The following is a 21530-nucleotide window of genomic DNA, read 5'->3' on the forward strand; positions in this document are numbered from 1 at the left end:
GTCCGCTGCGACGGTGCGATATTCAAACGCTCATCGAAATATCGAAGGCGTGGCGTATGTTGGAGCAGGAGGTCCTCGGCGCCTTGTCCGCGCTCTCGCAGGAGACGCGGCTGCGGATCGTGCGGCTCCTCGTGCGCCGCGGCGAGGAGGGGCTGTCGGCCGGCGCGATCGCGGAGGCGGTCGGCGTGTCCGCCTCGAACATCTCCTTCCATCTCGGGCTCCTCGAGCGCGCGGGCCTCGTCGAGAGCCGCCGCGAGGGGCGCTCGATCCTCTATCGCGCGCGGGTCGGCGGCATCGCGGCGCTCGCGCGCTTCCTGCTCGAGGATTGCTGCGAGGGCGGTCCTGCCGCCTGCCTGCCGGCGCTGGGCGATGCGTCCGTCGTGCAGCCGGACGCGCTCGCGCGGCGCGCGCCGATCCTCAACGTGCTCTTCCTGTGCACCGGCAACAGCGCCCGCTCGATCATGGCGGAGGCGATCCTGAACCGGGAGGGCGGCGGGCGCTTCCGCGCCTTCTCGGCCGGCTCCCAGCCGCGCGGCGCCGTCGATCCGATGACCCTGCGCGTGCTGGAGGCGCTCGATTATCCCACGGGCGCGCTGCGCTCGAAGAGCTGGAACGAATTCGCCGAGGAGGGCGCGCCCGCCTTCGACTTCGTCTTCACCGTCTGCGACGCCGCCGCCGGGGAACCCTGCCCCAGCTGGCCCGGCCAGCCGATCAGCGCGCATTGGGGCATCGAGGATCCGGTCGCCGCGACGGGCGCGCCCTTTGAGCGCGAGCGCGCCTTCTCCCAGGCCTTCCGCTACCTGCGCAACCGCATCCTCGCCTTCACCGCCCTGCCGATCGACCGGCTCGACGCCCTCTCCCTGCGCCGCGCGGTCTCCGAGATCGGTCGCGCGGAGGGCGCCTCGTCGGGCGCGGTCGTGCCGTTTCCCCGCCAGATCGCCTGAGGCACCATGTCGATCTTCGAACGCTGGCTGACGCTCTGGGTCGCCCTCTGCATCGTCGCGGGCATCGCGCTCGGCCGCCTCGCGCCCGGTCTCTTCGAGACGCTCGCGGCGGCCGAGATCGCCAACGTCAACCTGCCGGTGGGCGTCCTCGTCTGGGCGATGATCCTGCCGATGCTCCTCAAGATCGATTACGGGGCGCTCGGGGAGGTCACGAAGCAATGGCGCGGGATCGGCGTCACGCTCGCGGTCAATTGGGGCTTCAAGCCGTTCCTGATGGCGCTGCTCGGGTGGTTCTTCATCGGCTGGCTCTTCCGCCCGCTGCTGCCGCAAGATCAGATCGAGAGCTACATCGCGGGCTTGATCCTGCTCGGCGCGGCGCCCTGCACGGCGATGGTGTTCGTGTGGAGCCATCTGTGCTCTGGCGAGCCGCGCTTCACGATCACGCAGGTGGCGCTCAACGACGTCGTGATGGTGTTCGCCTTCGCGCCGATCGTCGCGCTGCTGCTCGGCCTCTCGGCGATCGTGGTGCCGTGGGAGACGCTGCTGATCTCGGTCGGCCTCTACATCGTGATCCCCGTGGTGGCGGCCTATCTTCTGCGCCGTCGGCTCCTGGCGAGCGGCGGCGAGGCGCGGCTCGCGGGCGTGCTCGCGCGGCTCGGGCCCGTCTCGATCGCCGCGCTGCTCGCGACGCTCGTGCTCCTGTTCGGCTATCAGGGCGAGCAGATCCTCGCGCAGCCGATGGTGATCGCGCTTCTCGCGGTGCCGATCGCGATACAGGGCTACGTCACCTTCGCGGTCGCCTACGGGCTCAACCGGCGCCTCGGCGAGAGCCATCGCGTGGCGGGGCCGTCGGCGCTGATCGGCGCCTCCAACTTCTTCGAGCTCGCGGTGGCGACGGCGATCTCGCTGTTCGGCCTGCAATCGGGCGCGGCGCTCGCGACCGTGGTCGGCGTCCTCATCGAGGTGCCGGTGATGCTCTCCCTCGTCGCGATCGTGAAGCGCACGCGGGGCTGGTACGAGCGCGGCCGCCCGGCGCTCGCGCAGAGCGCGACACCCCTTCCCGGAGACGAGAGACGATGACCATCCGTATCGGCATCAACGGGCTCGGCCGCATCGGCCGGCTGACCCTGCGCGCGGCGCTCGGCGGTGCCTACCGCCCCGACGAGGATCCGAACCGGGACGTGCGGCTCGAAATCGTCGCCATCAACGAGCCCAAGGGCTCGGCGGAGGCGCTCGCGCATCTGATCGAGTTCGACTCGGTCCAGGGCCGCTGGCGCGTGCCCATCCGCGCGGAGGGCGAGGACGCGATCGCCATCGGCAACGCGCGCATCGCCCTCACCCAGCACAGCTCGCCCGCCGAGGTGCCCTGGGGCGATCTCGGGGTCGACGTGGTGCTCGACTGCACGGGCAAGTTCCTGACGCCGCAGGCGTTGAAGCCCCATCTCGACCGCGGCGCCAAGCGCGTCGTCGTCTCCGCTCCGGTGAAGGACGCTTCGGTCCTCAACGCGGTGGTGGGCGTCAACGAGCATCTCTACGATCCCGCGCGCCACCCCATCGTCACCGCCGCCTCCTGCACGACGAATTGCCTCGCGCCGGTGGTGAAGGTGGTCCACGAGGCGATCGGCATCCGGCACGGCCAGATCACCACGATCCACGACCCGACCAACACCAATCTCGTCCACGACGGCGTCCACAAGGACCTGCGCCGGGCGCGCTCGGCGCTGCTCTCGCTGCAGCCGACGACGACCGGCAGCGCGACCGCCATCGGGCTCATCTATCCCGAGCTGAAGGGCCGTCTCGACGGTCACGCGGTCCGCGCGCCGGTGCTCAACGCCTCGATCACGGATTGCGTGTTCGAGCTCGCCCGCGAGACCGATGCCGGCGAGGTGAACCGGCTGTTCGCGCAGGCCGCCGCCGGCCCGCTCGCGGGCATCCTCGGCTACGAGGAGCGCCCGCTCGTCTCCGCCGACTACGTCCGCGACACCCGCTCCGGCATCGTCGACGCGCTCTCGACGCTCGTCACCGACGGCACGATGCTCAAGGTCTATGCCTGGTACGACAACGAGATGGGCTATTCCTGCCGCATGGTCGACCTCGTGCGCCACATGGAGAAGGTGGGGGTTTGAGGTTGCGTCCCTCCCCGTAGGGGAGGGTGGCCTCCGAGCCGAAGGCGACGGAGGTCGGGTGGGGCCCGACGTTTGGAGGACGATCTCCCCCCCGGGCCCCACCCGACCCCTGTCGCTGACGCTCCAGGGGCCACCCTCCCCTCCGGGGAGGGAAGGGCGCGAAATCCCTCCCCGTAGGGACTACGGAATGCACACGTCGTCATTCTTGCATGCGTTCGACCGAAACGGCGCGCTCCCTCTCCTTCCCCTGAGGGGAAGGAGAGGGGTGGCGCCTCGTCGTCTCGTTCCCATGCGCAGATCACGATGTGCGGATCTCGTAGCCCTCCGGGGAGGGAAAAGAACAGGGAAACACCATCATGACCGCAGGCGCCCGCAATTACGCGCTCGTCACGGCGAGCTATTGGAGCTTCACGCTCACCGACGGCGCCTTGCGCATGCTGGTGCTCCTGTACTTCTTCAATCTCGGCTATTCGCCCTTCACGCTCGCGCTCCTCTTTCTCCTCTACGAGGCGGCGGGGATCGGGGCGAACATGGTGGGGGGGTGGCTCGCGACGCGTTTCGGCATCCCGCGCATGCTGATGGCGGGGCTCGCGACGCAGATCGCGGGCTTCCTCCTCCTGTCGGCGGTCTCGCCTGACTGGACGGCGCTCCTCGCGGTCGCCTGGGTGGTCCTCGCGCAGGGCGTGTGCGGCGTGGCGAAGGACCTGACGAAGACGGCGTCGAAATCCGCGATCAAGGTGGCGGAGGCGCAGGCGCGCAAGGAGGCGGGCGAGAGCCGGCTGTTCCGCTGGGTCGCCTTCTTCACGGGCTCGAAGAACGCGATGAAGGGGGTGGGTTTCTTCCTCGGCGGCGTGCTCCTGCAGACGCTCGGCTTCCAGGCCGCCTTGTGGGCGATGGCCGGCGCGCTCGCGCTCGTCCTCCTCGGCGTCGCCGCGTCGCTGCCGCGGGAGATGGGGCGCGCCAAGGCGTCGAAATCGGCGCGCGAGCTCTTCGCCAAGAGCCGGGGCGTGAACCTGCTCGCGCTCGCGCGCATCGCCTTGTTCGGCGCGCGCGACGTGTGGTTCGTCGTGGGCGTGCCGGTCTTCCTCTACGCGCAGGGCTGGACCTTCGCGATGGTCGGCGGCTTCCTCGCGGCCTGGACGATCGGCTACGGCCTCGTCCAGGCGCTCGCGCCGGCTCTCGTGCGCCGAAGCGACGACGGGCTCACGAGCGAGGTCGCCGGCGCGCGGCTCTGGGCGGGGGCGCTCGCGCTCGTGCCGGCGGCGATCGCGGCGGCGCTGATGGCGGAGATCGGCGCGCCCGATATCGTGCTGGTGGCGGGCCTCGCGCTCTTCGGCATCGCCTTCGCGGTGAATTCCTCCACCCATTCCTACCTCATCCTCGCTTATGCGGGCTCGGAGAAGGCGGCGGAGGACGTGGGCTTCTATTATGCGGCGAACGCCGCCGGCCGCTTCACGGGCACCCTCCTGTCGGGGCTCCTCTTCCAGGCGGGCGGCATCCTCGCCTGCCTCGCGGGCTCGGCCGCGATGCTCGCGCTCTGCTTCCTCGTGACGCTCGCTCTCCCGCGGCGGATGCCGGTGCCCGAGACGGCGTGAGCGGGCTCGACGCGCGGCGCATCGGTTGAAATCCGGAATGTCGCTCGCGCGCGCGCCGGCCTAATGTCGCGCCGCACCGCCACAGAGAGGGAAACCGAGCCGCGATGGCCGATGGATACGTCTTCTACGAGATCGCCCTGTTGCTCGCGCTCGCCGCCGCGATCGGGCTCGTCGGCCACCTCCTCAAGCAGCCCCTCGTCGTCGCCTTCATCGCGACCGGCATCGTCGCGGGGCCGGACGTGCTCGGCATCGTCCACGACGCGGAGCATATCGAGCTCCTCGCCGAGATCGGCATCGCGGTGCTCCTGTTCCTGGTGGGCCTCAAGCTCGACTTCCAGGTGATCCGCTCGCTCGGCACGGTATCGCTGGCGACCGGGCTCGGCCAGGTCGGGTTCACGGCGATCGTCGGCTATTTCATCTGCCTCGCGCTCGGGCTCGACCACGTCACGAGCCTCTACATCGCGGTGGCGCTGACGTTCTCCTCGACGATCATCATCGTCAAGCTCCTCTCGGACAAGCGCGAGGTCGATTCGCTGCACGGGCGCATCGCGATCGGGTTCCTGATCGTGCAGGACATCGTCGTCGTCTTCGCGATGATCGTGCTCTCGACGCTCGGGGTGGGCGCGACCGGAAGTCCGGCGGGGCTCGGGATCGGGGGGACGCTCGTCGCGGGCGTCGTGCTCGTCGGCGCGGTCGCCTTGTTCATCCGCTACGGCGCCGAGCGGCTGTTGAAGCACATTTCGGGGGTGCCGGAGCTTCTCGTCACCTTCGCGCTCGCCTGGGCGGTGTTCTTCGCGGCTCTGTGCGACGTGATCGGGCTCGGCAAGGAACTCGGCGGGCTGATCGCGGGCGTCTCGCTCGCCTCGACCTCCTATCGCGAGGCGATCGCCTCGCGGCTCTCGTCGCTGCGCGATTTCCTCCTGCTGTTCTTCTTCGTGGCGCTCGGCTCGGCTCTGCGGCTCGGCACGCTCGGCGACCAGGTCTTCCCGGCGATCGTGCTCTCGGCTTTCGTGCTGATCGGCAACCCGCTGATCGTGCTGATCATCATGGGCGTGCTCGGCTACCGAAAGCGCATCGGCTTCTTCGCCGGGCTGACGGTGGCGCAGATCAGCGAGTTCTCGCTCATCTTCATGGCGATGGGCGTCGCGCTCGGGCACGTGGCGGGCGAATCGATCGGGCTCGTGACGCTGGTGGGCCTCGTGACCATCACGCTGTCGACCTACATGATCCTCTATTCGCAGCGCCTCTACGCCGTCTTCGAGCCTTTGATCGGCTGGGCGGAGCGGCGCGACCCCTATCGCGAACGCGAGGAGCACGTGGCGGAAGGCGAGAGCGTCGACGTCATCCTCTTCGGCGTCGGCCGCTACGGGCGGGAGATCGCCAAGGTGCTGCACGGGCAGGGGCTGTCGATCGTGGGCGTCGATTTCGACCCGGAGGCGCTCGAGCGCTGGCGCAAGCGCGGGCTGCCGGGCATCTACGGCGACGCGCTCGATCCGGAATTCCCCGCCTCGCTGCCGCTGTCGAGCGCGCGCTGGGCCGTCATCGCGACGCCGCCGCCGGAGCGGATGGGCGTCACCCACGACGACAACCGCATCGTCGTCATCCAGGCCCTGCGCGAGGCCGGGTTCTCCGGCCGCATCGCGGTGCGCAGCCACGATCCGGTCGATGCGCGCCACCTCTCGCGGGCCGGTGCCGACATCATCCTCCAGCCCTTCGCGGAAGCCGCCGAGCGGGCCGGCGAGCGCATGGCGGAGATCGACGCGCGGGGCGAGCCCGCACCAGTGGTCGGGGTGGCGTGACGGCCGGGCGAGAGGCTGCCCGCCTCCGCTCGCTCAACCCTTGCGCAGGAGGTCGTCGAGCGTCGCGCGGGTGTATTCCTCGACATGGTCGATCAGCGCGTCGGAGGCCGCTTGGGCGGCGGGCTCGTCGGCCGCGACGATGGCCGCGCAGATGTCGGCGTGCAGGCGCGCGACGCGGCCGAGATCGCCGAAGCGCCGGAAATCGAGATACCAGAAGCGCCGCGTCTGCGCCTGGATCGGCGCCATGGCGGCGGCGGCGTACTTGTTGCGCGCGGAGGCGGCGACGAGGGCGTTGAACTCGCGGTCGGTGGCGATGAACAGCGCCTCGTCGTTGGCCTGCGCCGCCCGCAGGAAGCCGTCGGCGAGCGCGCGGAAGCGCACCTCCTCGGAGACGTCGCGCAGGCGCGCCGCACGCCCGGCCATCACCCGCTCGAGCCCGCGGCGCACCTCGATCAGCTTGAACTGGTCGGCGACGTCGATCTCGGAGACGATCGCCCCCGCGCGCGGCAGGATGCGCAGGCTGCCCTCGCGGGCGAGGCGCTGCATGGCCTCGCGCACCGGCGTGCGGCCGATGCCGAGCCGCTGCGCGAGCGCGTTCTCGGAGACGCGGCTGCCGGGCGCGAGCGCGAGCGTGACGATCATCTCCTCGATCAGCCGATAGGCGAGCTGCGCCTGGCTCTCGTCCGTGGGGTTGGCGTGGAGGTTCATGGGCGATCGTGGCTCGGGCGGGGGCGGGCTGGCTCGTCTCGCCCGCAATCTAGCGAGCGGCGTGCCGAGGCGCCAATCGTCCGTCCGTTCCCCGATCACGAATTTGTGATCGCCGGGGTGGATGGGGTGCCGGGCCGGCCCGTTCTTGTCGCGAGCTGCCGGTCGGCGAGGCGCGTGCAACGCCCGTCTCCGCGTCGGCGATCGACGATCCATGACACCGGGGAGAGATGACATGCAGGAGAAGATCACCACCTTGCGGGCCCACATGAAGGGTGTCGGCGCCGTGCCGTTCGGCGCGGCTCTCGCCCTCCTGCTCGCGCCGATCTTCGGGTTGTTCTACGGGGCGGCGGTGGCGACCGCGATCCTGTTCGGCGGCGCGGCGCTGCTCCTGTGGGGCAAGAACGCGCTCTCGCCCGACAAGCTCGACTCGCGCCTCCTGCTCGCGGTCGGCGTCGGCACGCTGCTCGCGCCGTGGGTCATCGGCTTCGGCTACATGACCTCCGCCTCGTTCGCGATCCACACGCTCGCCGGCCTCGCGATCATCGGCGCCGTCGGCTACGAGTTCCTCAAGGCCAAGCAGGCGGCCGACAAGGCGGATGCGGGCACGGACGGCGCCGCCACCACCTGATCGCCGCCCCCCACAGGTTCCGATCCGCGAGCGCCCGGCTGGGGAGACCCGGCCGGGCGTTTCGCTTTGGTGCGCCGTCGAGAAACGCGCAGGAATGCCGCGCGTCCTTGGCCGTCATTGACGAGCTGCGGCATTTTTTCCGTCGATTCGGGTCGAATTTCAGCGAAATCGACGCCATCGCCCGGATTAAGCCTCCCCCCGCCCCGTTCTTCCCACGACAGCACATCCGAGGATCGCCCATCGCGAGACCGAGATGCGCCGCGCGCTCTCGCGCGGCCGTCGTCCCGGCGCGCGGTGGGCGCTGCTTTCCCGGCTCGAGAGCGGGCTGGAGGGACGTGCCGGAGAGAGTTGGAGGAGGAGGCCGCATGCACGCGATCGACCGAGACGAGTACCGGAGCGACGGGGCTGCGCGGGAGGAGGCGCGCACGACCGCGCTCCCCGTGCGCCTGGAGCCTCGCCGCGTCGCGGTCGAGGGGACGCTGGCCAAGCGCGCGGCGACGGAGCCGGCGCTCGTCGCCGCCCGCCTGCCGGCGCCGCCGGTCTCTTCGGAGGGGCCGGTGCCGGTCGGCCGTCGGCTGCGCCGGGCGCTCTGGATGATCCCCGTCGGCGCCGGCCTGTGGGCGCTCCTCAGCGGCGGCGGGGCGGACAGCTGGGCCTTCGGCGCGCCGGCCGTCTTGGCCGCGAGCGCGCTCGCCTACGCGACGACGCCCGCGAGCCGCTGGCGCGTGTCGGCGGTCGGCCTCCTGCGCTTTGCGGCCTTCTTCGCCTGGCAATCGGTGCTGGGCGCCCTCGACGTCGCCCGCCGCGCGCTCGCCTGGCGGATGCCGCTCGCGCCGGGCTTCGCGCGCTATCGCGACCGGCTGCCGAACGGCGCCCCGCGCATCCTCTTCGCCAACACGATCACGCTCCTGCCGGGAACCCTCTCCGCCGAGCTCCACGCGGACCACGTCGTCGTCCACATGCTCGATGCGCGCATGGACATGCAGGCCGAGCTCGATCGCCTGGAGACGCGGGTGATCGACCTCTTCGCGCTCGCTCCCGAGGCCCGGCAGGCGGAGGCGCGGCCATGACCGGCTTCCTCTCGGGCGTCGCCGTCGTCCTCGTCCTCTCGCTGATCGCGGGGCTGCTCCCCGTCTTCCGCGGCGGGGTGCCGGCCGACCGGATGCTCGCGGCCCAGCTCGTCGGCACGACGACGGTCGCGATCCTCGTCCTCCTCGCGATCGCGACCGACATGCCCGCGCTCCTCGACGTGGCGCTCGTCTTCGCGCTGCTCGCGGCCGTCACCCTCGTCGCCTTCGTCGCCTTCGGATACCGGAGAGTGGAATGATCCTCGTCGACATCCTCGCGGGCGCGCTGATCCTCGCCGGCGCCGGCTTCTTCGTCGTCGGCACCGTCGGCCTCCTGCGCTTTCCCGACACCTTCTGCCGCCTGCACGCGCTGACCAAGGCCGACGGGCTCGGCCTCGCGCTCGTCTGCCTCGGCGCGGCGCTCCTCGTCGGCACGGCGGGGGAGGCGGCGCGGCTCGTGCTCATCTGGCTGTTCGTGGCGCTCTCGAGCGCGACCTGCTCGCATCTCGTCGCGCGCTCGGCGCGTGCGGACGCCGCCGCGGAAAGGGGGATGTGATGGACGCGCTCGTCCTCTTCGACCTGATCCTCGCGATCGCGCTCGTCGCCATGGCCGCGAGCGTGCTCGCGATGCGCGACCGCTTCGCGATGATCGTCGCCTTCGTCGTCTTCGGCCTGCTCTCGGCGCTCGCCTGGGTGCGGCTGTCGGCGCCGGACGTCGCGCTCGCGGAGGCGGCGATCGGCACCGGGGTGACCGGCGCGCTCCTCCTGAAGACGCTCCACCACCTGCGGCGCGAGCGGATCGCGGCGGGCGCGCCCCTGTTCGGGCCGATCGCGGCGAACGCGGCCTTGTGCGCGGTCGTCACGCTCGCCTGCATCGGCGCCTTCCTCGCGACCCCGCTCGAGCAGCCCGGGCTGATCCCGGCGGTCGCGCAGAACATGGCGGCGAGCGGCGTCGAGCACCCGGTGACCGCGGTCCTCCTCAATTTCCGCGCCTTCGACACCCTGATGGAGGTCGTCGTCCTCCTCGTCGCCATCGTTGCCGTCTGGTCGATCGAGCGCGGCGTGGCGCAGGCGCCGGCTCCGGTGCTGGGCGAGGTCTATGCCGGCGTCGCGCGGCTCGCGCTGCCGGCGGCGGTCGTCGTCGGGGCCTATCTCCTGTGGGTCGGCGCCTATGCGCCCGGCGGCGCCTTCCAGGGCGGCGCGGTGATCGCGGCGGTGGGGCTCCTCCTCCTGATCGCGGGCGGATACCGGCCGCTGCCGGGCCATCGCGGCGCGGCGCGGGTCGTCTTCGTGATCGGCACGGCGGCCTTCGCGGCGGTGGCGCTGTTCGTGGCGCAGGGCGGGCGCGCGACCTTCGAGTACCCGCTCGACCACGCCAAGACGCTGATCATGCTCGTCGAGGCGCTGCTCACGATCTCGATCGCGGCCACGCTCGCGGCCCTCTTCCACGGCCGCGAGCCCCTCGCCCTCGCCAAGATGGAGACGCGCCAATGAGCTCGGGGCTGATCTTCGGCATCGCCGGCATCCTCGTCTTCGGCATCGGGCTGTTCGGCGCGCTGTGCGCCCTCGACGGCCTGCGCCGGGTGCTCGCCCTCAAGCTCTGCGGGGTCGGCGCGAGCTTCGTCCTCGTCGTCGCCGCCTGGCGGGCGCCGCCGCTCTCGGCGGACCCGATCCCGCACGCCCTCGTCATCACGGGAATCGTCGTGATGGTCAGCGCGACCGCGGTGGCGCTCACCCTGATCCGTCGCATCCACAGCCTGGAGAGCGGAACCGATGCCTGACCTCTTCGCCCTCGATTGGCTCGCGCTCGCCGTCTTCGTGCCGCTCGTCGGCGCGGTCGCGACCGTGCTCGCGCCGCGCCGGGCCCCCGCGCTCGGCCTCGCGAGCGTCGCCGCGACGGCGGCGTGCGTGTGGCTCCTCGCGCTGCGAGTCGTTGCGGAGGGGCCGGTCGTCGTGCAGCTCGGCGGCTGGGGCGCCCCGCTCGGTCTCGACCTGCGCGCGGACGGGCTCGGCATCGTCATGCTCGCGATGACCGCGCTCGTCGGCCTCTTCGTCAGCCTCGGCGCGCTCGACACCTTCGGCGCCCATCGTCCGGGCGCGGAGAACGAGCGCATGCGCCGCTATTTCTGGCCGCTCTGGCTCCTCCTGCTGGCCGGGCTGAACGGCGCCTACGTCTCGACCGACGTGTTCAACCTCTACGTCATGATCGAGGTGATCGCGCTCGCCGCGATCGGGCTCACCGTGCTCTCGGGCAAGCTCGAGGCGATGCGGGCGGGCTTCGAATACATGGTCGCGAGCATGCTCGGCGCGCTCGCCTTCCTGATGGGCGTGGGCTTCGTCTATCTCGAGGCGGGGCGGCTCGATTTCGCGGGCGTCGCGCAGCACGCGGGCGAGCCGGCGATGATCGCCGCTTTCGCGCTGATGCTGGTGGGCCTCGCGCTCAAGACTGCGCTCTTCCCGCTGCATTTCTGGCTGCCGCGGGCCCACGCCAACGCCACCGCGCCGGCGAGCGCGCTCCTGTCGGGGCTCGTGCTCAAGGGCTCGCTCTACATCCTGCTGCGCTTCTGGATCGAGATCTTCCAGCCCTCCGACCTGATCGGCCTGATCGTCGGCCTGATGGGTACGGGCGCGATCGTCTGGGGTTCGGTGCAGGCGCTGCGCGCGCAGCGGCTCAAGCTCCTCGTCGCCTGGTCGACGGTGGCGCAGATCGGGCTCATGTGCGTCGCCTTCGCGCTCGCCGACACGATCGGCGCGCAGGCGGCCTGGCAGGGCGCGGTGCTGCTCGTCGTCGCCCACGCGGTGGCGAAGGCCGCCATGTTCCTCGCCGCCGGCCGCATCGCCGAGGAGGTCGGGCACGACCGCATCGCCGAGCTCGACCGCACGCCCGTTCGGCCGACGCTCGCGCAATTCGCCTTCGCGCTCGCCGCGATCTCGCTGATCGGTCTGCCGCCGAGCGCGGGCTTTGCCGGCAAGTGGCTCCTGATGGAGGGCGCGCTGCGCGCCGGCGCGGTGCCGTTCGTGGTCGTGGCGATGGTCGGCACGCTCTTCAGCGTCGCCTATCTCAGCCGGCCGCTGATCGGCTTCCTGCGCTTCGATCGCGCGCCCGCGCCGGTGGGCGAGCACCAGGGCTGGGCGATCGCCGACGCGCCGCCGCTCGTCCTCGCCTTCGCCGCCGTCGCGTCGGGCCTCGTCGCCGCGCAGATCCTCGCCTTGACCGCCATCGGCGCGCCGTTCGGAGCCATGCCATGACCGAGGTCACCCTCCTGCCGCTCGCGATCCTGCTCACCTCGCTCGGGATCGCGCCGATCCTGTTCGCGCTGCCCGAGCGCAGCGCGCGCCTGCGCACGACGATCAACCTCGTGGGCGCGAGCCTCAAGGTCTGCCTCGTCGCGTGGCTGAGCTGGAAGGTCTCGCAGGGCACGATCTACGGCGTCGGCTTCGAGGTCCTGCCTGGGCTCGAGCTGAAGCTGCAGGCCGATCCGCTCGCGGTCCTGTTCATCGCGCTCTCGTCGGTGCTGTGGCTGATCACGACCGTCTATTCGGTCGGCTATCTGGAGAAGGGGCCCCATCGGGCGCGCTTCTTCGGGTTCTTCTCCTTGTGCGTGGCGGCCACCGTCGGCATCGCCATGGCCGGCAATCTGTTCACGTTCCTCGTCTTCTACGAGCTCCTGACGATGGCGACCTATCCGCTCGTCATCCACAAGGGCACGAAGGAGGCGCTGCGGGCGGGGCGGATCTACCTGATCTACACGCTCGCCGGCGGCCTCGTTCTGCTCGTGGGCACGCTGTGGCTGTGGGTGTTCGCCGGCTCGACCGATTTCGTCGCGGGCGGCATGCTCGGCGAGATCGCCGCGGCCTCGCCCGTCCAGGCGTCGATCCTCTTCCTCGTCCTCATCTGCGGCGTGGGGGTGAAGGCCGCGCTCGTGCCGTTCCACGCCTGGCTGCCGATCGCGATGGTGGCGCCCGCGCCCGTCTCGGCGCTCCTCCATGCGGTCGCGGTCGTCAAGGCGGGGGCCTTCGGCATCATGCGCATCGTCTACGAGATCTTCGGCATCGACACCGCGGTGGCGCTCGGCGTCACGACGCCGCTCGCGGTCGCGGCCGCGATCACGATCCTCTACGGCTCGCTGCGCGCGATGACGCAGGACGACATCAAGAAGCGGCTCGCCTACTCGACCGTCTCGCAGGTGAGCTACATCACGCTCGGCGTCGCGCTCGCGAGCCCGATCGCGGCGGTGGGGGCGCTCGCGCACCTCATCCACCAGGGTCTGATGAAGATCACGATGTTCATGTGCGCGGGCAACCTCGCCGAGGGGCTCGGCGTGAAGAGCGTCAGCGCCATGAACGGGGTGGGGCGTCGGATGCCGGGCACGATGCTCGCCTTCTCGCTCGCCGCGCTCGCGATGATCGGCCTGCCCCCGCTCGCGGGCTTCGTGAGCAAGTGGTACCTCGCGACGGGGAGCCTCGATGCCGGGCAGGGCTGGGTGATCGCGCTCCTCCTCGGATCGAGCCTGCTGAACGCGGCCTATTTCCTGCCGATGCTCCACCGCGCCTGGTTCGTCGACGAGGCGGCGGAGAGCGCCGCGCGCCCGGCCAAGGCGCCGATCGGCTGGATGCTCGCCGCGCCGCCGCTCGTGACCGCCGCCCTCGTGCTGATCGCGGGCGGGCTCGCCAACGCCCCCTTCAGCCCGCTCGAGTGGACCCGCTTCGTCGTCGAGATCGAGTACCGGGAGTGACGTGATGACCGACCTCGCGCTGCATGCCGCCATCCTGGCCCCCCTCGCGCTCGCGCTCCTCGCGATCCGCCCCGGCGCGCGCCCGCTCGTCCTGCGGCTCGCGCCCGCGGCGCCGCTGCCGGCGCTCGCGCTCGCCCTCCTCGTGCCGCCCGTCGCGACGAGCGAGCCCTGGCTGATGATGGGCACGACGATCGCGCTCGAGCCGATCGGCAGCACCTTCCTCGCCTTCACGGCGCTCCTCTGGTGCGCGGCCGCGGCGACGGCGCGGCGCTGGATGCGCGAGGACGCGCACGCGACCTCGTTCGTCGTGTGCTTCCTCCTCGCGATGGCGGGCAATCTCGGCCTGATCCTCGCCGGCGACGCCTTCACCTTCTACGCGCTGTTCGCGCTGATGAGCTTCTCCTCCTTCGGCCTCGTCGTGCACGGCCGCAGCGAGGGCGCCTATCGCGCGGGGCGGCTCTACATCGCCTTCGTGATCGCGGGCGAGCTCGCGCTCTTCGCGGGGCTCGTGCTCGCCACCCGCGAGGCGGGCTCGGCGCTGCTCGCGGACCTGCGCGCGGCCGAGCTGTCGGGCCTCTCGGCGGCGCTCCTCATCGGCGGCTTCGCGGTGAAGCTCGGCATCATGCCGCTCCATTTCTGGCTGCCGCCCGCGCACGGCGCGGCGCCCGTGCCGGCGAGCGCGGTGCTGTCGGGCGCGATGATCAAGGCGGGCCTCTACGGCATGCTGGCGAGCCTGCCGCTCGGCCTCCAGGCGATGCCGGACCACGGTACGGTGGTCACGGCCGCGGGCCTCGTCACGATGTTCGCCGCCGTGCTGCTCGGCCTGCGCGAGACGAGCCCCAAGGCCGTGCTCGGCTTCTCGAGCGTGAGCCAGATGGGCATCGTGGCGCTGGCGCTCGGCGCGGGGCTGATCGAGCCCGCATCCTGGGCGGTCGTCCTGCCGGTCGTCGTCTTCCTCGCGGCCCATCACGCGCTCGCGAAGGGCGCGCTCTTCCTCGGCGCGGGCCTGTTCGGCGCGAGCGGGAGCGAGCGGGCGCGGCTCCTCGTCCTCCTCCTCCTCGCCGGCCCCGCGCTCAGCCTCGCGGGGCTCGCCATGACCTCGGGGGCGCTCGGCAAGGAGGCGTTGAAGGCCGCCTTGGAGAACGGCGGCTCGCAGGCCTGGGCGCCGTGGCTCGTGACCGCGCTCGTGCTCTCGGGGGTCGCGACGACGCTGCTTATGGCGCGCTTCGGCTTCACGCTCTGGACGAACCCGCCCGGAGCGCCCGCACCGCTGCGCGCCGAGCCGGAGAGCCTCGCCGCGCCTTTCCTCGCGCTCGCGACGCTCTCGGCTCTGCTGCCGTTCCTGTGGCCGCTGATCGCGCCGGCCCCGGCCTATGCGGCGCTCGCGGCGAAGCCCGCCGACCCGCTGCCGATCGTCGTCGGCGCCCTCGTCGCCCTCGCCGCGATCGTGCGCGCGCACGCGCTGGCGATCGGCCCCGGCGCCTTCTGGCGGCAGATCACGGCGCCGATCGTCCTCGCGCAGGAGGCGATCGCGCGCGCCGCGAGCCGGATCGGCCGCGCGATCGCCGTGCGCGCCCGCCGCGTCCCCGCCGCGCTCTCCGAGCGCGCCGAGACGATGCGCCTCGGCCAGACCGCGATCGCGGCCCTGATCGCCGCGGTGCTCGTCGTCGGCTTCCTCGAGCTCAGGTCGCCGCAAGCGGAGGCCGTGGCGGCGCCGGGCGGGGAGGTGACGGAGAGCGAGGCGGAGGGCGCCGAGGAGGCGCTCGAGCCGGAGCCGGTCACCCCGGTCCCGTGAGCCTCACAAGCCGAGAAACGCTGCGACCTCGGCGATGATCCGCGCATGCGCCGCCGCCCGATCGGTGCCCGGCGGGTCGTCGCAGACGGGGTCGTCCCCTTCGTCCGCGAGCATCGCCGGGCCGCCGGGACGGCAGAGGGGCATCGCCGTGAAGTGCCAGGCGGGCGCGATCTCGACGATCGACACGTCCTTGCCCGCCGCGGCGAGGAGCGATGCGAGGCCGCTGCCGTCGTCCGAGAAATCGGTGTCCTTCAGGCGATCCGCGCCCTCGCCGAGGCCGACGAGCAGCAACGGCGTCGCGATCGCGGCGACCTGGTGCACCGCCATCGGGTAGAGCGGTCCGGGGTCGATCGCCGCGACATGGGAGAGACGCGGATCGCGCCGATCGCCGTTCCAGAGCACCGGGTCGAGGCTGCCGAGGTCGAAGCCTTCCCGTTCGAGGAGGTCGCAGTGCCCGCCCGCGCCGAAATCGGCGAGGCACGAGGAGCGATAGGCGTCGCGGTCGCCGAGAAGCCCTGCGAGCCTCAGGACCGTGTCTCCGCCATACGAGAACCCGATTGCGGCGATCCGCTCGCCGTCGATCGCGAGGCCCGCGGGCGGGTCGTCGAGCATCGCGTCGAGCACGGCGGAGAGGTCTTGCGCGCGAGTCCAGGGACTCTGGGCGCGCGGCAGGTCGAAATCGGCGAAGCTGCTGCCGGGATGGTCGATCCCCACCACGATCGCGCCACGGGCGGCGAGGCCCGCCGCGAGCCAGGCGAGCGAGCGTTGGGTGCCTCGGAACCCGTGCGAGAGCAGGACGAGCGGATGCGCGCCGGCTTCGGGCACGGCTCCCGGCTGCGCGAGGACGCCCTCGAAGACCGCGTTCTCGAACACGATCTGCGACGCTCCCGCCTCGCGCGCCGGAAACCAGATCGCGCCCGCGATCGGCGTGGCGTGGTGCGCGACGGAGAACGTCGTCTCGAGGAGTCCGGGCGCGATCTCGGCGGGTGCGGCGACGCTTCGTCCCGCGATCAGGACGGCGAGGGCGGCGATGGTGGCGAGGCGGCGTGTCATCGGGTGTGGCTCCTGTCGTGGGTCGCCTCCCGTCCTTCCATGCCGAAGCCTGCGCGGCGTCCTCGATCCGGATCGAGGACGTGCTAGAACGCGATCCCGCACTCTCCCGCTCGCCAGAGCGCGCGCGCTTCGACCCCGCATGGAACCGATCCCTCTCCCGAGCCTGCCCGTCCCCCTCTTCGGTGCGCTGGCGCTCGCCGGCCTCCTCCTCCTCGCGCATCTGAGGGGAAACGCGGCGCGCACGCTCCTCGTCCTGATCGGGATGAGCGCGGTGCAGCTTCTCGTCGTCTCGCTGGCGCAGCATTGGCACTGGCAATTCGCGCGGGCGATCCAGCCCGTCTCCGCCGTGGCGATACCGCCGCTCGCCTGGGTCGCCTTCCGGCGCGGGGCGGTGCGGGGGCGCGCGTTGACGCGCGATCTGCCGCATGCGGCCGGGCCGATCGGCGTGGCGGCACTGGCCGCGCTCGCTCCGCCGGCGCTCGACGTCGCGATCCCGGCTTTGTTCGCCGCCTACGGGCTCGCGATCGCGCTCGCCGTGAGGGCCGGCGCCGACGGAGTCCCGCTCGCGCGGCTCGAGCACGGCGGCGGGACGGTGCGGATGTGGCGGCTCGTCGGCGCGGCGCTCGTCGTCTCGGCCGCGAGCGACGTCGCCATCGCGCTCGCGCTCTCGGCCGACCGCCCCGTCCTCGCCGGCTGGGTGCTCAGCGTCGCGGCGACGGGGTACCTGCTCGCCATCGGCGCGATCGCGCTGACGCCCGCGCTCGATCCGGACCGGCAGGAGCCGGAGACCGAGCCCGAGACGCAGGACGCGAATTCGCAGGGACGGCGGCCCGATCCGGGAGAGGATGCCGCGATCATGGAGCGGCTCGACCGGCTGATGGCGGAGCGCGCGCCGCATCTCGACCCGGATCTCACCCTGACCCGCCTCGCACGCCGCCTCGGCGTGTCGGCGAAGGCGCTGTCGGCCGCGGTCAATCGCACCACGGGCGAGAACGTCTCCCGCTTCGTCAACCGTCATCGGGTGGAGGCGGCCTGTCGCCGTCTCGCGGCGGGGGACACCGTCACGGCGGCGATGCTCGCGTCGGGCTTCGCCACGAAATCGAACTTCAACCGCGAATTCCTGCGCATCGTCGGCGAGACGCCGAGCGCCCGTCGCGCCGCGCTCGACGGGGATGGGGCGAAGCGGGACCAGGACCGCGCCGAGACGGCGTAGCTGTCCTCAGCGCGGCAGCAGGGGGACGTCGCCGTGCTCGCCGGGCGAGGGGAGGGCGCTCCGCTTGTGCTCCGCGCGCCGCGCCATGCGCTCGAGGTCGAGCTCGAGGGTGGACCGCGACAGGCCGATCGTCGAGAGGCGCCGATCCGACAGGCGCCGCAGCCGTCGCGCGATCACCGCGAGATCGCGCTCGTGCCGCCAGGCGCGATAGGCCGCCTTCAGGCTCGCGAGGCCGCCACGCAGGAGGCCCGCGCGCGGCGTGTCGTCGGCGAGCCGGACCTTCTCTCCGCCACGAATGAGCATCGTCATTCTCCTTGCTCTCGAGTGGTCTGCCTTCGGCAAACGCGCGCGCGCGGGCGCTAATCCCCGCCGCGACGCAATGTCGATGCGACGCCGGCGCCGCGCCCATGTCGCACCCCTCCTCGGGATGAAACCGCGCTCCCGCTCGTTTGCGGGTCCGAGAGCTCATCGTGGGAGGCCGTGATGCGAATGCCCGAAGAAACCCTCGTCGAGGAGCGCGTCGAGCCGCGGACCGACGTGCTGATCGCCCCGCCGCTCGTGCGCGGCCTGCCCGTGCCGGTGCCGAGCCTGCCGATCGCCGAGGCGCGGGGCGCGCTCGCGCGGATCGTCGCCCTGGCGGAGCGGCTGCCGGCCAGGCTCGCGCGGCTGCCCGGCGCGATCGCCGCCCGCACGCTCGACGCTCTCGCCGAGAACGGCCTCGCGCCGCTCGTCGGGCTCCTGCGCCGCAGCCCGCTGATCGGCTGGGCGCTCGCGATCCAGTTCGCGATCTCGGGCGCCTTCGGCATCCTGAAGTTCGGCGTCGAGCCGATGCTCGTCGCGCTCCTCGCCTTCGTCCTGGCGATGCTGGTCCTCAACAGCGCGGCCGCGCGCCTCGAGAACGAGGGAGACAGGACGTGACGTCGACGACCGCGGATCATCTCGGACCCGACGAGGCCGGCCCCGGCGACGGCCGTTCGCGCGCCCTCGTCCCGGTGCCCGACAAGAAGAAGCAGCGTGCCGATCTCGCGCGCGCGCTCGCGGCCAAGGCCTCGCGCGCCGCGCTCGGGCGCGACCGCAAGACCATCGCCAAGCGCGTGACGATCATCTTCGCCGCGTTCCTGGTCCTCTATTTCGGGGTTCTGGGCGCCGTGATGACGCGCCTCGACGACAATCCCGATTTCGTGCCGCCCGCACCCATCGAGGGCGGCAGCCATGCGATCAACATGGCGATCGGCCTCGTCGATCGCGAGGTGAACGTGCATGGCTGGATGCCCAATCAGCCGATGTTCATGCCCGGCGGCCTGCGCGACAACGCGCCGAACTTCCAGCTCGGCATCATCCACGCGGTCGCGCGCTTCTCGTTCGAGCTCCTCGATCATCTCGGGCGCGCGCGCGGCTCCTCGCGGGCGGACCCGGATCTCGAGCGCGCGGCGGGCTTCCTGCAATTCCCCGGCGACATCTGGCACATCGAGCTCGCCAAGTCGCTGATGCCGACGGTGACGAGCGATCAGCAATACCGCTCGGCGCTGCGGGCGCTGACCTCCTACAACACGCGCCTCGCGCAGGGGCGGGCGATCTTCGAGCGGCGCGGCGACGCGCTCGCGGCGACGCTCACCCGCATCTCGGCCGATCTCGGCTCGCAGACGGCGCTGCTCGAGGAGCACAGCCGCAGCCGCACCTCGTGGATGCTCGATTTCGAGGCGGACGACATCTTCTTCCGCAACAAGGGCATCACCTACGCCTATTACCTGCTCCTGCGCGAGCTCGGGCGCGATTTCGAGGTGCTCATCGACCAGCGCGGCCTCACCTCGGTGTGGCGGCAGGCGGTGACGACGCTGCGCTACGCCTCCCAGCTCAATCCCCTCGTGGTGATGAACGCCCGCACCGACAGCGTGCTCGCCAATCACCTCGTTCTGCAGGGCTTCTACATCAACCGAGCCGTGGTCCAGCTCAACGAGCTGGTCCTCACGCTCAGCTTCTGACGGGAGGACGTCGCCATGCCCGAGATCGACCTCAGCCGCATCCCGGCGCCGCTGGCGCTCCTCGCCGCCTCGCTCGTGCTCCTCGCCCTCGCGATGGCGCTCGATCTCTCGGGGGCGGCGGGGATCGCCGCGGGGCTGCTCGCCACGCTCGGCGTCCTCCTCGCCGCGAAGGCGGCGGCGGAGCCGGCGCGCCACGACGGGCTCGCCATGACCCTGTTCGGGCTCGTCGTGGTCGGCGCGCCCTTCGTGGTCGCGCCGCTCTTCCCCGTCCCCCTCGCCGCCTTCGTCGCCCATGCCGTGTCGGGCGGCGCGATCCTGATCCATGCGCGCTTCGCCGTCCCGGCGGATTCGGGAGGGGTGCGGCCTCCTGCCGCAGATCTTTCGCGTCGCTCTCGGGATGAAACCGCCCGCTGACCCGTATGTCCATCCAGAGAGGCGATGGAGAGAGGGAGAGACGGCCGTGGCGAGGCGCGAATTGGCGGACCAGCTGACGAACGAGGTCGCGAGCCTTCGGCGTTACGCGTTGGTCCTGACGCGAAAGCCGGACGAGGCGGAAGACCTCGTCCAGGAATGCCTCGCCCGCGCCATCGCGGCGGCGCACAGCTGGCAGCCCGGGAGCGATCTGCGGGCCTGGCTCTTCCGGATCATGCACAACGCCTTCATCGACCACGTGCGCAAGCAGCGCGTGCGTGACGCGGCCCAGCCGGCCCTCGCCGAGACGGCGGAGAGCCCGGTGCAGCCGCACCGCGTCGAACTCGCCCAGGTGCTCGACGCCCTGCGCGGGCTGCCAGACCATTATCGGGAGCCGATCGTGCTCGTCGCCATCGAGGAGATGAGCTATTCCGACGCCGCGCGGGTGCTCGACGTCCCGCTCGGAACGTTCATGTCGCGGCTTGCCCGCGGTCGCGAGGCGCTGCGGCGCGTCGTGCGGGGCGAGAAGAGTCCGCATCTCCGGCTCGTGTCCTGAAGGAGTACCGCTCATGTCGCACGTCACCGAGCGCAGGGAGCCGACCGCCGACGAGATCCAAGGCGTCGTCGACGGCAAGCTCGACCCCGAACGTCACGCCGAGATCGCCGCGCGCATCGCGGATGATCCGGAGCTGTTCGCGCGCGTCGAGGCCTATATCGAGGACAGCCGGCTCCTGAAGGAGGCCGCCGACGACGTCGTCGGCGCGGCCGGGCTCGAGGATCCGCGCACGACGCAGCTGAGGCTCGCGCTCGCCGCGCGCCTCGAGCCGCGCTCCGCCCGCTACCTCGCTTATGCCCGCAACGCCGCCGCCGCGGCGCTGCTGGTCGGCGCCGGCTGGCTCGGCCATGCGCTCTACGACGAGGCGTTCTCGGCCTATCCGAGCTACGTGGCCGATGCCGCGGGGGCGCACGAGGTCTTCGCGGAGGATCGCGTCTATCCGGCGGAATTCCGCGGCGACAACCTCACCTTCGCCTCGGCCTGGTTCGCCGAGAAGCTCGGCCGCGGCGTCGCCCCGCCGCCGCTCGACGTGCTCGGCCTCGAACTCGTGGGCGCCCGCATGCTCGGCGGCAAGGAGGGCCCGCTCGCCCAGTTCATCTACGAGGACGAGCGCGGCAACCGCCTCTCGCTCGTGATGAAGAGCGCGAGCGCCGTCGAGACCCGGGCGCCGATCTATGCCGATCTCCCCAATGCACGCGCGAGCTATTGGAGCGAGGGCGGCCTCGAATACGCGGTGATCTCCCGCTTCGACGACGCCGTCGCCCACCATTCCGTCACCGAAGTCAGCCGCGCCGTCATCGCCCGCGCCCATCGGTAAGGATTATGGCGCGGCCGCTCTCCTTCCCCTCAGGGGAAGGTGGCTCCGACCCCGAACAGGGGTCGGAGACGGATGGGGTCTTTCGCTCCGAAGGAGCGAA

23 protein-coding genes are annotated in these 21530 nt (G+C 71.7%); 20 read left to right on the forward strand and 3 right to left on the reverse strand.

What is annotated here, in order from left to right:
• The first annotated feature begins 56 nt into the window (after positions 1-56).
• The 5 genes from ACK4UM_RS11225 (at position 57) to ACK4UM_RS11245 (ending at position 6464) form a co-directional block, all read left to right on the forward strand.
• Entirely contained in the window at positions 57-944 is an 888-nt protein-coding gene (locus ACK4UM_RS11225) for a metalloregulator ArsR/SmtB family transcription factor (RefSeq protein WP_409798791.1), read from the forward strand.
• 6 nt (positions 945-950) lie between these two features.
• Positions 951-2024, forward strand: a complete 1074-nt coding sequence (gene arsB, locus ACK4UM_RS11230; RefSeq protein WP_409798793.1) for an ACR3 family arsenite efflux transporter — start codon at positions 951-953, stop codon at positions 2022-2024.
• A gap of 2 nt (positions 2025-2026) precedes the next feature.
• The gene (locus ACK4UM_RS11235; protein ID WP_409798835.1) at positions 2027-3070 is read left to right on the forward strand and encodes an ArsJ-associated glyceraldehyde-3-phosphate dehydrogenase; all 1044 of its coding nucleotides are present in this window, start codon (positions 2027-2029) and stop codon (positions 3068-3070) included.
• 356 nt (positions 3071-3426) lie between these two features.
• A complete protein-coding gene (gene arsJ, locus ACK4UM_RS11240; protein ID WP_409798795.1) occupies positions 3427-4665 on the forward strand; it encodes an organoarsenical effux MFS transporter ArsJ in 1239 nt (412 codons plus the stop codon).
• A 104-nt stretch (positions 4666-4769) separates the two neighbouring features.
• Positions 4770-6464: a cation:proton antiporter gene (locus ACK4UM_RS11245; RefSeq protein ID WP_409798797.1), complete on the forward strand. Its 1695-nt coding sequence runs from the start codon at positions 4770-4772 to the stop codon at positions 6462-6464.
• A 33-nt stretch (positions 6465-6497) separates the two neighbouring features.
• Here ACK4UM_RS11245 and ACK4UM_RS11250 read toward each other — a convergent pair whose 3' ends face one another.
• On the reverse strand, positions 6498-7172 hold the full coding sequence (locus tag ACK4UM_RS11250; protein WP_409798799.1) for a GntR family transcriptional regulator: 675 nt from the start codon (positions 7170-7172) through the stop codon (positions 6498-6500).
• Between the two features lie 232 nt (positions 7173-7404).
• Between ACK4UM_RS11250 and ACK4UM_RS11255 the strand changes: the two genes are divergently transcribed.
• The 9 genes from ACK4UM_RS11255 to ACK4UM_RS11295 all read left to right on the forward strand — a co-directional run bounded on the left by ACK4UM_RS11255 (position 7405) and on the right by ACK4UM_RS11295 (position 15398).
• Entirely contained in the window at positions 7405-7800 is a 396-nt protein-coding gene (locus ACK4UM_RS11255) for a hypothetical protein (protein WP_409798801.1), read from the forward strand.
• Positions 7801-8165: 365 nt separating this feature from the next.
• Complete coding sequence (locus ACK4UM_RS11260; protein ID WP_409798803.1) at positions 8166-8870, forward strand: Na+/H+ antiporter subunit E; 705 nt, start codon at positions 8166-8168, stop codon at positions 8868-8870.
• Positions 8867-9127: a monovalent cation/H+ antiporter complex subunit F gene (locus tag ACK4UM_RS11265; RefSeq protein ID WP_409798805.1), complete on the forward strand. Its 261-nt coding sequence runs from the start codon at positions 8867-8869 to the stop codon at positions 9125-9127. Before ACK4UM_RS11260 ends, ACK4UM_RS11265 begins: the two co-directional genes overlap by 4 nt.
• Positions 9124-9423, forward strand: coding sequence for a cation:proton antiporter (locus ACK4UM_RS11270; RefSeq protein WP_409798807.1), 300 nt, complete (start codon positions 9124-9126; stop codon positions 9421-9423). The genes ACK4UM_RS11265 and ACK4UM_RS11270 overlap by 4 nt, the downstream gene beginning before the upstream one ends.
• The gene (locus ACK4UM_RS11275) at positions 9423-10361 is read left to right on the forward strand and encodes a hydrogenase subunit MbhD domain-containing protein (RefSeq protein ID WP_409798809.1); all 939 of its coding nucleotides are present in this window, start codon (positions 9423-9425) and stop codon (positions 10359-10361) included. The genes ACK4UM_RS11270 and ACK4UM_RS11275 overlap by 1 nt, the downstream gene beginning before the upstream one ends.
• Positions 10358-10648 carry an NADH-quinone oxidoreductase subunit K gene (locus tag ACK4UM_RS11280; protein WP_409798810.1) on the forward strand — a complete coding sequence of 97 codons (291 nt, stop codon included), beginning with the start codon at positions 10358-10360 and terminating at the stop codon, positions 10646-10648. Before ACK4UM_RS11275 ends, ACK4UM_RS11280 begins: the two co-directional genes overlap by 4 nt.
• Positions 10641-12116 carry a complex I subunit 5 family protein gene (locus tag ACK4UM_RS11285; protein ID WP_409798812.1) on the forward strand — a complete coding sequence of 492 codons (1476 nt, stop codon included), beginning with the start codon at positions 10641-10643 and terminating at the stop codon, positions 12114-12116. The genes ACK4UM_RS11280 and ACK4UM_RS11285 overlap by 8 nt, the downstream gene beginning before the upstream one ends.
• Positions 12113-13603: a complex I subunit 5 family protein gene (locus tag ACK4UM_RS11290; protein WP_409798814.1), complete on the forward strand. Its 1491-nt coding sequence runs from the start codon at positions 12113-12115 to the stop codon at positions 13601-13603. The genes ACK4UM_RS11285 and ACK4UM_RS11290 overlap by 4 nt, the downstream gene beginning before the upstream one ends.
• A 4-nt stretch (positions 13604-13607) precedes the next feature.
• Positions 13608-15398, forward strand: a complete 1791-nt coding sequence (locus ACK4UM_RS11295) for a complex I subunit 5 family protein (RefSeq protein WP_409798816.1) — start codon at positions 13608-13610, stop codon at positions 15396-15398.
• Positions 15399-15401: 3 nt separating this feature from the next.
• Here the strand turns inward: ACK4UM_RS11295 and ACK4UM_RS11300 are convergent, their stop codons facing one another.
• A complete protein-coding gene (locus ACK4UM_RS11300) occupies positions 15402-16451 on the reverse strand; it encodes an alpha/beta hydrolase family protein (RefSeq protein WP_409798818.1) in 1050 nt (349 codons plus the stop codon).
• A gap of 139 nt (positions 16452-16590) precedes the next feature.
• On the opposite strand from ACK4UM_RS11300, the gene ACK4UM_RS11305 reads away from it, so the two are divergent.
• Positions 16591-17664, forward strand: a complete 1074-nt coding sequence (locus ACK4UM_RS11305; protein WP_409798820.1) for a helix-turn-helix domain-containing protein — start codon at positions 16591-16593, stop codon at positions 17662-17664.
• A 6-nt stretch (positions 17665-17670) separates the two neighbouring features.
• Here ACK4UM_RS11305 and ACK4UM_RS11310 read toward each other — a convergent pair whose 3' ends face one another.
• Positions 17671-17967 carry a hypothetical protein gene (locus ACK4UM_RS11310; RefSeq protein ID WP_409798822.1) on the reverse strand — a complete coding sequence of 99 codons (297 nt, stop codon included), beginning with the start codon at positions 17965-17967 and terminating at the stop codon, positions 17671-17673.
• A 186-nt stretch (positions 17968-18153) separates the two neighbouring features.
• Between ACK4UM_RS11310 and ACK4UM_RS11315 the strand changes: the two genes are divergently transcribed.
• Genes ACK4UM_RS11315 through ACK4UM_RS11335 form a run of 5 tightly spaced genes read left to right on the forward strand, consistent with a single transcriptional unit; the run spans position 18154 to position 21430 of the window.
• Positions 18154-18582 (forward strand): hypothetical protein, encoded by a 429-nt coding sequence (locus tag ACK4UM_RS11315; RefSeq protein ID WP_409798824.1) that lies wholly within the window; start codon positions 18154-18156, stop codon positions 18580-18582.
• On the forward strand, positions 18579-19646 hold the full coding sequence (locus tag ACK4UM_RS11320; protein ID WP_409798826.1) for a DUF2333 family protein: 1068 nt from the start codon (positions 18579-18581) through the stop codon (positions 19644-19646). The genes ACK4UM_RS11315 and ACK4UM_RS11320 overlap by 4 nt, the downstream gene beginning before the upstream one ends.
• Before the next feature lie 15 nt (positions 19647-19661).
• Positions 19662-20060, forward strand: a complete 399-nt coding sequence (locus ACK4UM_RS11325) for a hypothetical protein (RefSeq protein WP_409798828.1) — start codon at positions 19662-19664, stop codon at positions 20058-20060.
• Positions 20061-20106: 46 nt separating this feature from the next.
• Positions 20107-20613 (forward strand): sigma-70 family RNA polymerase sigma factor, encoded by a 507-nt coding sequence (locus ACK4UM_RS11330; protein ID WP_409798830.1) that lies wholly within the window; start codon positions 20107-20109, stop codon positions 20611-20613.
• A gap of 13 nt (positions 20614-20626) precedes the next feature.
• Complete coding sequence (locus tag ACK4UM_RS11335) at positions 20627-21430, forward strand: anti-sigma factor family protein (protein ID WP_409798831.1); 804 nt, start codon at positions 20627-20629, stop codon at positions 21428-21430.
• The last annotated feature ends 100 nt before the right edge of the window (positions 21431-21530 follow it).

The organism is Salinarimonas sp. (assembly GCF_046292825.1).
Taxonomy (GTDB): domain Bacteria; phylum Pseudomonadota; class Alphaproteobacteria; order Rhizobiales; family Beijerinckiaceae; genus Salinarimonas.

What these genes read in the sequence shown, in the direction of transcription:
- ACK4UM_RS11225 (WP_409798791.1), top strand. Translation starts at nt 57, where the DNA reads ATGTTGGAGCAGGAGGTCCTCGGCGCCTTGTCCGCGCTCTCGCAGGAG.
- arsB (WP_409798793.1), top strand. Translation starts at nt 951, where the DNA reads ATGTCGATCTTCGAACGCTGGCTGACGCTCTGGGTCGCCCTCTGCATC.
- arsJ (WP_409798795.1), top strand. Translation starts at nt 3,427, where the DNA reads ATGACCGCAGGCGCCCGCAATTACGCGCTCGTCACGGCGAGCTATTGG.
- ACK4UM_RS11245 (WP_409798797.1), top strand. Translation starts at nt 4,770, where the DNA reads ATGGCCGATGGATACGTCTTCTACGAGATCGCCCTGTTGCTCGCGCTC.
- ACK4UM_RS11250 (WP_409798799.1), bottom strand. Translation starts at nt 7,172, where the DNA reads ATGAACCTCCACGCCAACCCCACGGACGAGAGCCAGGCGCAGCTCGCC.
- ACK4UM_RS11255 (WP_409798801.1), top strand. Translation starts at nt 7,405, where the DNA reads ATGCAGGAGAAGATCACCACCTTGCGGGCCCACATGAAGGGTGTCGGC.
- ACK4UM_RS11260 (WP_409798803.1), top strand. Translation starts at nt 8,166, where the DNA reads ATGCACGCGATCGACCGAGACGAGTACCGGAGCGACGGGGCTGCGCGG.
- ACK4UM_RS11265 (WP_409798805.1), top strand. Translation starts at nt 8,867, where the DNA reads ATGACCGGCTTCCTCTCGGGCGTCGCCGTCGTCCTCGTCCTCTCGCTG.
- ACK4UM_RS11270 (WP_409798807.1), top strand. Translation starts at nt 9,124, where the DNA reads ATGATCCTCGTCGACATCCTCGCGGGCGCGCTGATCCTCGCCGGCGCC.
- ACK4UM_RS11275 (WP_409798809.1), top strand. Translation starts at nt 9,423, where the DNA reads ATGGACGCGCTCGTCCTCTTCGACCTGATCCTCGCGATCGCGCTCGTC.
- ACK4UM_RS11280 (WP_409798810.1), top strand. Translation starts at nt 10,358, where the DNA reads ATGAGCTCGGGGCTGATCTTCGGCATCGCCGGCATCCTCGTCTTCGGC.
- ACK4UM_RS11285 (WP_409798812.1), top strand. Translation starts at nt 10,641, where the DNA reads ATGCCTGACCTCTTCGCCCTCGATTGGCTCGCGCTCGCCGTCTTCGTG.
- ACK4UM_RS11290 (WP_409798814.1), top strand. Translation starts at nt 12,113, where the DNA reads ATGACCGAGGTCACCCTCCTGCCGCTCGCGATCCTGCTCACCTCGCTC.
- ACK4UM_RS11295 (WP_409798816.1), top strand. Translation starts at nt 13,608, where the DNA reads ATGACCGACCTCGCGCTGCATGCCGCCATCCTGGCCCCCCTCGCGCTC.
- ACK4UM_RS11300 (WP_409798818.1), bottom strand. Translation starts at nt 16,451, where the DNA reads ATGACACGCCGCCTCGCCACCATCGCCGCCCTCGCCGTCCTGATCGCG.
- ACK4UM_RS11305 (WP_409798820.1), top strand. Translation starts at nt 16,591, where the DNA reads ATGGAACCGATCCCTCTCCCGAGCCTGCCCGTCCCCCTCTTCGGTGCG.
- ACK4UM_RS11310 (WP_409798822.1), bottom strand. Translation starts at nt 17,967, where the DNA reads ATGCTCATTCGTGGCGGAGAGAAGGTCCGGCTCGCCGACGACACGCCG.
- ACK4UM_RS11315 (WP_409798824.1), top strand. Translation starts at nt 18,154, where the DNA reads ATGCCCGAAGAAACCCTCGTCGAGGAGCGCGTCGAGCCGCGGACCGAC.
- ACK4UM_RS11325 (WP_409798828.1), top strand. Translation starts at nt 19,662, where the DNA reads ATGCCCGAGATCGACCTCAGCCGCATCCCGGCGCCGCTGGCGCTCCTC.
- ACK4UM_RS11335 (WP_409798831.1), top strand. Translation starts at nt 20,627, where the DNA reads ATGTCGCACGTCACCGAGCGCAGGGAGCCGACCGCCGACGAGATCCAA.